This window comes from Bacillus sp. AFS088145 (assembly GCF_002564465.1).
GTDB lineage: Bacteria > Bacillota > Bacilli > Bacillales > Bacillaceae_G > Gottfriedia.
In genome coordinates, this window is record NZ_NUUX01000055.1 from 18428 (window position 1) to 28880 (window position 10453).

Sequence of the window (10453 nt, forward strand, 5' to 3'; positions counted from 1 at the left end):
TAATTTTAAGATAAAAATAATAAGTAGAGGGATTTAAAATGAACAGATATATAAACGAAAGTGTAAAAGAAATTCAAATCTCCGGTATTAGAAAATTTGCCCAAAAAATTGAAAAATATGACAATGTCATTGCATTAACATTGGGTCAACCTGATTTTCCAACTCCAACACCTATTAAAGAAGCTGCTATACATGCAATTAATCAAAATCAAACAGTCTATACTCCAAATGCAGGCCTGCCTGCACTTAGAAATGCTGCTTCTAACTTTTTAAAGAAAAAATATTCTTTATCATATGATCCAACGAACGAAGTAATCGTTACAGTAGGGGCTAGTCAAGCACTCGATGTTACATTCAGAACAATCCTTAACGATGAATGTGAGGTTATTCTTCCTGCACCAATCTACCCTGGCTATGCACCAATTATTCTAACATGTGGTGCAAAACCAGTTTTTGTAGATACATCTAATAGTGGTTTTAAAATTACACCTGAATTATTGGGAGAACACATCACTGAAAAAACACGTTGTATTGTTTTACCTTATCCAAATAACCCAACAGGCGTCACATTAACGAAAGAGGAACTTGAGAATTTAGCTAACTACTTATCTCAGAAAGACGTATTCATTTTATCAGATGAAATATATAGTGAGCTGACATATGATACGACTCATACTTCTATTGCTAGTTACCCTGGAATGAGAGAAAAGACAATTGTCATAAACGGTCTTAGCAAATCACATTCTATGACCGGTTGGAGAATTGGTTTTATCTATGCGCCTGCTTATTTAGCTCAGGAAATCTTAAAAGTGCATCAGTATAACGTATCATGTGCTACATCAATATCTCAATATGCAGCAATTACAGCATTAACTGATTGCATTGATTCTCCAATAGAAATGGCAAAGGAATATAAAATAAGACGTAATTATATGATTGACCGATTAGAAAAGATGGGTCTACCTTGTATTAAGCCAGAAGGTGCATTTTATTTATTCCCATCAATTAAAGAATTCAATATGCCTTCCATGGAGTTCGCACTAAATCTAGTAGAAAAACATCATCTTGCGGTTATTCCAGGAGAAGCTTTTTCTGAATATGGAGATTCCTATATTCGATTGTCATATGCTTATTCAATGAAAGAACTGGAAATTGCATGTGATCGATTAGAAGAGTTTGTAACTAGTCTTAGAAATTAAATTAAAAAAGCAGGGGTGGATTTATTGAACCTCCCCTGCTTTTTTATCTAGCTTGTATTACTCTTGTTTTAAATAACAAGTCTTGAATTGTTTTATGGTCTTTTCGAAATAACATTAAATAAACATTAACGATTAATGGTACACCTAAAAATAGAACTGAAATTCCTGCTATAAAGATAAAACGTATGAAAAATAGTATCATTGTCGTTTCTTCATAGTTATCTTTTATCATTTTAATAGCTAAAAATCTTTGACCAAATGTCATCCCTTTATTAAATTGTGGAACAACTACAAATAATATGATCATAATAATTGAAATAACGATTAAATCGACCGTTGAATTTCCTGATGTAGAATTAAAACGACTTAATATCTTCTCAGGATTCATCGTAATAATAGCGATAATGATCCCATAAGCTACTGAAACGATAAACGTATCGAATAAAAACGCACTTAATCGTTGATAAAACTTTGCAAGTTGAAAATTTTGCACTTGTTAACCTCTATTCATTAAATTATTGAATGTGGTGAGACGGATCGTATAAAGTATAAAGTGCTTGCGTTCCTTTTTCATCTAAACCATTTTTAGACAGTTCATCGTAGCATTTTTTTGCAAGTAAAAGTCCTGGTAGATTTAATTCCATCTTCCCAGCTTCTTCAATTGCGATTCCCATATCTTTTATAAAATGTTTAATATAGAATCCCGGCTCGAAATCGCTCTTTAAAACACGAGGTGCTAAATTGGATAATGACCAACTACCTGCTGCACCAGTAGAAATACTTCCTAATACTTTTTCACCATCTAATCCTGCTGCAGAAGCATATGCAAGAGCTTCACAAACTCCTAACATACCAGATGCTATTGCAATCTGATTACACATTTTTACATGTTGTCCACTACCAGCATTTCCATGATACGCAATATTTTTTCCTAAAACATCAAATAATGTGGACATTTTATGAAAAGTTTCTACTTCTCCACCAACCATAATTGCTAATCTAGCTTCTCTTGCCCCTAAATCTCCACCTGACACAGGTGCATCTAATGATGACATACCTACTGATTTTGTTAACTCATCAATTTTTTTAGCTAAAGTTGGTGTCGAAGTTGTAAAATCGATAAATGTTGTCCCTTTTGAAGCCGATTGGATGATCCCATTATCACCAAAGTATACTTCCTCTAAGTCACTTGGATAGCCGACCATCGTACAAATAACCTGACAATTTGGTGCTAATTCTTTAGGTGTATCATACCAAGTAGAACCTAAATCAATTAACTCATTTGCTTTTTCTTTTGTACGGTTATAAATATGTAATTTTGCACCTGCATTGATTAAATGCTTTGCCATACTTTTACCCATAACGCCAATTCCGATAAATCCAACTTGTAAATCTTTTAAATTAATTGCTTCCATATTACACACTCCTCTTTTTATATCCATATCTAAACTAACATAAAAAATATTAATAAAAAAGCCTGAGCTATTCTTATAAAAAAATAAGCGAACTTAACCTTATTTCAAATTAAATTTAGGTTATTTCAACACTAATTTGTTGACTCTAATAATGGAACTATCTATATTAAAAAAGTACATAAAAATGTATTTAATGCACCTAATTTTTGGAGGTATTTTCTTATGAAAAATGAACAATTTTTTGAAATGATTAAAGAACGAAACTCTACTCGAGTATTCGATTCTTCTACTGAAATCAGTAGCAGCGAAATTACTGAACTTCTTGATGCTGCAATGACTGCACCATCTGCTTGGAATTTACAACATTGGAAATTCGTTGTATTCCATGGTGAAAACGCGCAAGGTAAATTATTACCTGTTGCTTATAACCAAGCTCAAATTAAAGATGCTTCATGTGTGATTGCTGTATTAGCCGATACACAATCAGCAAAAAATGTTGACTTAGTTTTCGGACCTGCAGTGGAAGCTGGTTTTATGACCCAAGAAGCAAAAGACAAATTAAAAGCCAACGTTGAAGGTGCTTATGCAACCGAGCAACGTAATCGTGAACAAGGTATCTTGAATTCTTCTCTAGCTGGCATGCAATTAATAATGGCTGCTTCTGCAAAAGGTTGGAACACTTGTGCAATCGGAGGATTTAACGAACAAGCGTTTAAAGAAACTTTCTTAACTGATGATCGCTATATTCCAACGATGCTGATTGCCATTGGTAAAGAAAAAGTACCAGGACATCATACAACACGTTTTTCTGCAAAAGAAATGTCTATTTGGATTTAATCATAAATGAAAAGTAAAAGGGATTCTGACAAAAGTCGGAGTCCCTTTTATGTCATTACGATTCATTAACAATGTTGTTCAACAGTAATGATTAATTTCTTAAGTAATTCTAGAGAAGAATCAATTGCTAATGAATAATATCTATGGGTGCCTTTTTGCTCAATTTGTACTAATTGATTATCACGCAATATTTTTAAATGATGTGATATAGCCGGCCTAGATAATAAAGTTTTTTCCGTAATTTCATTAACAGTTAGCGCTTCACCTTCTGATAACATTAAAATGATATCCTGTCTATAAGGATCGCTTAACGCTTGGAATAAGGGAATACATTCTCTAAATACTTCTATTGCCTCTTTACTCAAATCTGCCACCTACTTTTATTATCCAAAAATAATCTTATTCGTTTAATAATTTAAACATACACTAAATTAAAGAAGCGAATTTGTCAACAGTAGGAATTTTTTTAATCGGTTTAATCTTAAAAATAAAACAACAGGTTCCCCTGTTGTTTTAAATTAGATGCTATTTACTAAGTTAACAACTTCTTCAGCAGTAGACATAGATAAAGCTTTTTCAGCTAATATCTCCATTTCAGCTTTAGAAAGTTTAGCCATTTGACTACGAGCAGGTAAGATTGAAGTAGCACTCATAGAGAATTCATGTAAGCCTAATCCAACAAGTAAAGGAATAGCTAATGCATCTCCAGCCATCTCTCCACACATTCCAGCCCATTTACCTTCTTTGTTTGCAGCATCGATTACCATTTTAACTAATCTTAAAATAGATGGGTTATATGGTTGGTATAAATATGAAACCTGTTCATTCATTCGATCTGCAGCCATTGTATATTGGATTAAATCGTTTGTCCCGATACTAAAGAAATCAACTTCCTTAGCGAATACATCTGCTAGAACAGCAGAAGCAGGGATTTCTACCATCATACCAATTTCGATATTGTCTGAGACTTGAACATTTTCTTTTAATAACTGTTCTTTTTCTTCTAATAAAACAGCCTTTGCAGCTCTAAACTCATCTAAAGTTGCAATCATAGGGAACATAATTTTTAAATTACCATATACACTAGCACGAAGTAATGCACGTAATTGTGTACGGAATATTTCCTTCTGATCTAAACATAAACGAATCGCTCTGTATCCTAAGAATGGGTTCATTTCTTTTGGTAAGTGTAAATAAGATAATTCTTTATCTCCACCGATATCTAGTGTTCTTACTACTACCGGTTTATCACCCATACTTTCAAGAACTGATTTGTATGATTCAAACTGCTCTTCTTCTGATGGGAAGTTATCGCGTCCCATATATAGGAACTCAGTACGGTAAAGGCCAACACCTTCACCACCATTATTAATAACGCCTTCTACATCATTTGGTGTACCAATGTTAGCTACTAACTCAACATGATGTCCATCTTTTGTTACAGTTGGCTCATTTTTCAACTTAGCCCATTCAACTTTTTGAAGCTCGAATTTTTCTTTTTTAGCTTTGTACTCTTCTAATTCTTCATTAGAAGGATCTACAATTACATGACCATCTAATCCATCAACAATGACCATTACGCCATTTTCGATTTTACTTGTTACTTCTTTTGTCCCTACAACAGCAGGAATTTCAAGAGAACGAGCCATAATCGCTGAGTGAGATGTACGACCACCAATATCAGTTGTAAAACCTAAAGCATATTTACGGTTTAATTGTGCTGTATCAGATGGTGTTAAATCTTCTGCAATAATAATGACTTCTTCAGTAATATTTGCAGGGTTAGAAATGGTAACGCCTAAAAGATGCGCCATTACACGTTTCGTAACATCGCGGATATCTGCAGCACGTTCCTTCATATATTCATTATCCATGCTTTCAAACATTTGAACGAACATTGAAGCAACTTCATTCATAGCAAAATCAGCGTTGACACTTTCAGACTTAATTTTATCTTTAACTGGGTTAACTAGCTCTGGATCATTTAAAACTAAGATGTGTGCAGAAAAGATTGCAGCTTTGTCTTCACCAAGTTCAGCATTCGCGTGATCACGAATTTTTTCTAATTCAGTGTTAGAAACTTGAATTGCATTGTCAAGTTTAGCAATTTCAGCATCAATATCTGAAATTTGTTTTTTAACAATGTTTAATTCAGGATTTTCTAAGCGAAATGCTTTTGCAATTGCAATTCCACTAGAAGCGGCAATACCTTTAATATGTAAAGACATTATTCGCCTAAACCTTCTTTTTTCATTGTTTCATCGATTGCAGCGATAGCTTGTTCTGCATCTTCACCGTTAGCGCTAATTTTGATCTCAGTTCCTTGTTGAATTCCTAAAGACATTACACCCATGATTGATTTTAAGTTAACTGTTTTACCATTATACTCAAGATTGATATCAGAATTAAATTTACCTGCTACATTTACTAATAATGTTGCTGGACGAGCGTGGATTCCAGAATCAGCTGTTACTTTAAAAGTTTTTTCCATAATAATTTATCTCCTTTGTGATTAAATCTACATTTTTGGTATAGACGTTTGGCCTACTATAAATATTCTATTAAAAGGGGTGCATAGTGTCAACTATACTACCCCTTATAAAATCAAACATTTTTCGTCTATTTAATTAGATTTATTTAATCTTAATGATGCCTACTTCACCTTTTGATTGCTTACCTGGTTTTTCAATTACAACTTGTTGTCCTTCAGCTAAGTTTGTAAATACAACAGGTGTAATTGTAGAAGGTGCATTTTCACGAATAAAGTGTAAATCAATTTTAACTAATTGTTGACCTTTTGTTACTTTCTCACCTTGTGATACCAGTACTTCAAAGCCTTCACCATTTAGTTTTACAGTATCAATACCAATATGGATTAAAATTTCTTTTCCACCATTTGATAAAATACCAATCGCATGTTTAGTTGGGAATACATTTACGATTTCGCCATCTACTGGAGATACAACTGTACCTTCTGAAGGAATAATCGCAAATCCATCACCCATCATTTTTCCAGAAAATACCTGATCTGGTACTTCTGTAATTGAGATTATTTCCCCTTCAATTGGATTAATAATCGCTTCTTCAATAGTAGTATCTACTGCCGAAGCTGTTTCTTTATGTGCTTCTTGACTAACAACTGGAGTTTTTCCAGTCATAATGTCTTTAATTTGTGATTTTAATGTATCTGATTTAGGTCCAAAAATTGCTTGAATATTATTTCCAACTTCAAGAACTCCAGCGGCACCTAATGCTTTTAAACGATCTTTATTTACTTCATCTTTTGAATTCACTTGTACTCGTAATCGTGTGATACATGCATCTAATGAAGAAATATTACTTTTTCCACCTAAAGCTTGTAAAATTTCATATGGTAATTCATTAGCTGGAGTATTGCTTTTAGTATCTTCAGCAATTGTATCTTCACGTCCTGGAGTTTTTAAATCCCATTTTCTAATTGCAAATCGGAAACCGAAGTAGTATATGACTGCTAATACTAAACCGACGATGATTACCCACCACCAGCCAGTTCTATTCGGTAGAACCCCGAATAATAAGTAGTCGATTAGACCGCCTGAGAAAGTCATACCAATTTTAACATTTAATAATTGCATGATCATAAATGATAAACCAGCAAAGATTGCATGAATTCCAAATAGTACTGGAGCAACAAATAAGAATGAGAATTCAATTGGCTCTGTAATACCAGTTAAGAATGAAGTTAAAGCTGCTGATGCTAAAATACCACCAGCGATTTTTTTATTTTCAGGTTTTGCTTCATGATACATAGCTAATGCAGCAGCTGGTAAACCAAACATCATGAATGGGAATTTACCTACCATGAATGTACCAGCAGTTAATTTTACTCCGTCTTTTAATTGAGCAAAGAAGATTTTTTGATCTCCGTGTACAACCATACCCGTTTTATCAGTATATGAACCAAACTCAAACCAGAAAGGTGCATAGAAAATATGATGTAAACCAAATGGAATTAATGAACGCTCAATAACACCAAAGATGAATGCTGACAATGTTAAGTTCGCATCAATCATATTATGTGAAAATGTGTTTAAACCGTGCTGAATTGGCGGCCAAATAAAGCACATTAAAATACCAAGTAATACTGAAAACGCTGCTGTAGCAATTGGTACAAATCGCTTACCTGCAAAGAAACCTAAGTATGATGGCAAATCAATTTCATAATATTTATTGTAAGCCCATGCAGCTAAAATACCTACGATAATCCCACCAAAAACACCTGTTTGTAATGTAGGAATTCCTAATACATACGCAAATGATGGATCATCAAATTTAGCAATATTTAATGTTTTATCTAAAACAACATATTGTCCAACATCTTTGAACACACTCATTGTTTTATTCATAATCAGGAATCCAACGATCGCTGCTAAGCCTGCAACACCTTCTCCTCCTGCTAAACCAACGGCAACACCTACTGCAAATAATAATGACAGATTACTAAAAATGATGTCACCTGATTGTTCCATAACTTTTGCGACTAATTGGAACCAGTGCGCGTCAAGAAACGGTAAGTACTTTAATGTTTGTGGATTTTGAAATGCATTACCGAATGCAAGTAACAATCCAGCAGCTGGTAAAATTGCAACTGGAAGCATAAGCGCTTTACCAACTTTTTGTAAAACTCCAAAGATTTTCTTAAACATTGTCTTCCTCCTTTTATCTAAACAAAAAAGGCATGAGCAGAAAAAATGAGATTATTGAATCCTGGATATAGTTTCCCCTACCCAAGTATAATAATTCACATTTTTTCAACTCATGCCTGATCGAATCAGTAACACGTATAATGTGTACAATATTCAATTATGTTTTTAAATGATTTCGCTTTCATTATATCTATAGAATTTAAATATTTCAAGACAAATTACCTATTTTTTAAAATTATTTATTTACTATGTTAAAAAATCGCCAAATCTCTATTTAGGCTTCTTAAATTATTTATTAATCTTACTCTGAACAAGTCGTTCTAAATGTAAGGTTAAGTATATTACTTCAGCTTCACTAGCTTTTTTATTTAATGAAGCTTGGATTGACTTTAAAATTTTCCATGCTAAATCATAACATACAGGGTATTCTTTTTTTAAGATTATGCCCAAAGCTGGTGACTCTTCAGATGAACTACCATGAAATATACGGTCAATTAAAAACCGTAAATGACGAACTAATCTTGAATAATGAATACTTTCTTTATCAATTTCAATTTGTAAATATTCTTCTATATAGATGACTAAATCTTTAATGATCTGGGAGAACTTATTTACATCCGATACAACTTCCATCGATAAATTACTAACAATATGAAGAGTTACGAACCCCACTTCTTCGATCGGTAAATTTATATCTATTTCTTTATTTATCAAATCAATAACTTCTTGTGCAATTTTAAAATACTCCGGATACATTGCTTTCGTTTCTTGTAAGAAAGGATTATCAACATTATAGCCTTCTCTAATACGTTTAATCGCAAATATTAAGTGGTCTGTTAACCCAATATGAATTTGCTCATTTAAAGTACATCCTGTTCTTTCAGAAATTAAATAAATCGCCTGCTGCAGCGTACCCATTAATTTTTCATCCATAAAGTTGATTAATGATTTATATTGTTTTTGTTTTTGTTCATCTTTTAAAATAAACATTTTTTCTACTACACCTTCGGAAATTAAATCTCCTCTAGTTTTATTAAAACCGATGCCTTTACCTAGCAAAACTACTTCGGTATGATCGGGATTTTTCGCAATTAAAACATTATTATTAAGAACTTTTTTGATTGTATAACATACTGACATCTCGGACATTTTTTTTATCACCCCCAAGTTTAAAAAATCGCTTTTATATCATAACATAATTTTTCTGAAAAAGTTAAAACACAGTTTAAGATTCATAAATTAATCATATTTTTTTGATAATCTATTATAGTAGGATAGAATATAGAAGTATAAATATAAATTGAGTAGGTGTTAAGAAAAATGATTAAGTTATTTGTTAGTGACCTGGATGGGACGATGTTTCACCAAGGTCAACTATTTGAACATGACGTAAAAGCATTAAAAACCCTTTTAGATCGTGGTGTTTTATTATGTTTTGCTTCCGGACGTTTAGATTATGAAATCGTAAAAATTATGGAAAGCTTAGAAGGTAATTTTCACCGGATTAGTATGAATGGAACTTATATTTATTCAAATGATGGCGAAGCATTGTTAGATGCAACATTCCATCCAAATGTAATTGATAAAGTTTACGAAATGATTTCAAATGATAAATTTTTAATCTATGTAGCTGATCATTCAACATACTATATCGAAGAGAAAACGGATTTAGTTAGAGAAATTGAAAAGAACTCTAGCATGAATGCAGTTGAATTAAAAACTCTAAAAACCGATTTAGGTAAATCAATTACCCCAAAAAAATATGTAGTTTTAGGTGAAGATGAAGACTTACTTGAGTTACAAAAAGAATTACAAAAAGAACTGCCTGAATTTGTAACTTCTTTTATTTCTGCTAAAAATTGTTTAGATATCGTTCCAGTTAATGTAAGTAAGGGTTCAGCAATTCAAATACTAATCGAAAAATTAGGAATTACCCCTGATGAAATTGCTTGTATCGGTGATGCATATAATGATATCTCAATGTTTGAACTGACTCCTAATAGCTTTGCAATGGAAAATGCTGACGATGAAGTTAAGAAATATGCTTCGTATAACGTTCCTTCAGTAGCCGAAGCAGTTAAAATTGTTTTACAAATTAAGTAAGAGGAAAGGGTGCTTATTGGAGCACCCTTTTTCTATTGAAATATAATGTATGGAAGTCATAATTTTCTTTTTTTTACACACGAACCTCTTTTGCGTATGAATGTTTCAGATTCTCTTTTTTACTTACTTATGAACCTCTATTTCTTCTTGTATGGTGCCCTTTATTTGCAGATTGCCTGAATTTAATTGCAGATATGCATGTAGACTAAAAAAC

Annotated in this window: 10 protein-coding genes; 3 read left to right on the plus strand and 7 right to left on the minus strand. The window is 32.6% G+C overall.

The genetic code is table 11. The features are described 5' to 3' along the window. Nucleotides 1-38 precede the first annotated feature (38 nt). Nucleotides 39-1199, plus strand: coding sequence for an aminotransferase A (locus COI44_RS23230; RefSeq protein ID WP_098430004.1), 1161 nt, complete (start codon nt 39-41; stop codon nt 1197-1199). Between the two features lie 43 nt (nt 1200-1242). On the opposite strand, the gene COI44_RS23235 is transcribed toward COI44_RS23230, so the two are convergent. Together COI44_RS23235 and COI44_RS23240 are read right to left on the minus strand one after the other, a co-directional pair. Further along, nucleotides 1243-1692: an RDD family protein gene (locus COI44_RS23235; protein ID WP_025568640.1), complete on the minus strand. Its 450-nt coding sequence runs from the start codon at nt 1690-1692 to the stop codon at nt 1243-1245. A gap of 22 nt (nt 1693-1714) precedes the next feature. After that, nucleotides 1715-2605 carry an NAD(P)-dependent oxidoreductase gene (locus COI44_RS23240; RefSeq protein ID WP_098430013.1) on the minus strand — a complete coding sequence of 297 codons (891 nt, stop codon included), beginning with the start codon at nt 2603-2605 and terminating at the stop codon, nt 1715-1717. Between the two features lie 231 nt (nt 2606-2836). Between COI44_RS23240 and COI44_RS23245 the strand changes: the two genes are divergently transcribed. Continuing rightward, nucleotides 2837-3451, plus strand: a complete 615-nt coding sequence (locus tag COI44_RS23245) for a nitroreductase family protein (RefSeq protein ID WP_098430005.1) — start codon at nt 2837-2839, stop codon at nt 3449-3451. Nucleotides 3452-3516: 65 nt separating this feature from the next. Here COI44_RS23245 and COI44_RS23250 read toward each other — a convergent pair whose 3' ends face one another. The 5 genes from COI44_RS23250 to glcT form a co-directional block, all read right to left on the minus strand. Then, on the minus strand, nt 3517-3816 hold the full coding sequence (locus tag COI44_RS23250) for an ArsR/SmtB family transcription factor (protein ID WP_098430006.1): 300 nt from the start codon (nt 3814-3816) through the stop codon (nt 3517-3519). 153 nt (nt 3817-3969) lie between these two features. Then, the gene (ptsP, locus tag COI44_RS23255) at nt 3970-5679 is read right to left on the minus strand and encodes a phosphoenolpyruvate--protein phosphotransferase (protein WP_098430007.1); all 1710 of its coding nucleotides are present in this window, start codon (nt 5677-5679) and stop codon (nt 3970-3972) included. Continuing rightward, nucleotides 5679-5942 carry a phosphocarrier protein HPr gene (locus COI44_RS23260; RefSeq protein ID WP_098430008.1) on the minus strand — a complete coding sequence of 88 codons (264 nt, stop codon included), beginning with the start codon at nt 5940-5942 and terminating at the stop codon, nt 5679-5681. Before COI44_RS23260 ends, ptsP begins: the two co-directional genes overlap by 1 nt. 142 nt (nt 5943-6084) lie before the next feature. Beyond that, complete coding sequence (ptsG, locus tag COI44_RS23265; protein WP_098430009.1) at nt 6085-8136, minus strand: glucose-specific PTS transporter subunit IIBC; 2052 nt, start codon at nt 8134-8136, stop codon at nt 6085-6087. A 288-nt stretch (nt 8137-8424) separates the two neighbouring features. Further along, nucleotides 8425-9276, minus strand: a complete 852-nt coding sequence (glcT, locus tag COI44_RS23270; protein ID WP_098430014.1) for a glucose PTS transporter transcription antiterminator GlcT — start codon at nt 9274-9276, stop codon at nt 8425-8427. 180 nt (nt 9277-9456) lie between these two features. On the opposite strand from glcT, the gene COI44_RS23275 reads away from it, so the two are divergent. Then, the gene (locus COI44_RS23275; RefSeq protein WP_098430010.1) at nt 9457-10239 is read left to right on the plus strand and encodes a Cof-type HAD-IIB family hydrolase; all 783 of its coding nucleotides are present in this window, start codon (nt 9457-9459) and stop codon (nt 10237-10239) included. The last annotated feature ends 214 nt before the right edge of the window (nt 10240-10453 follow it).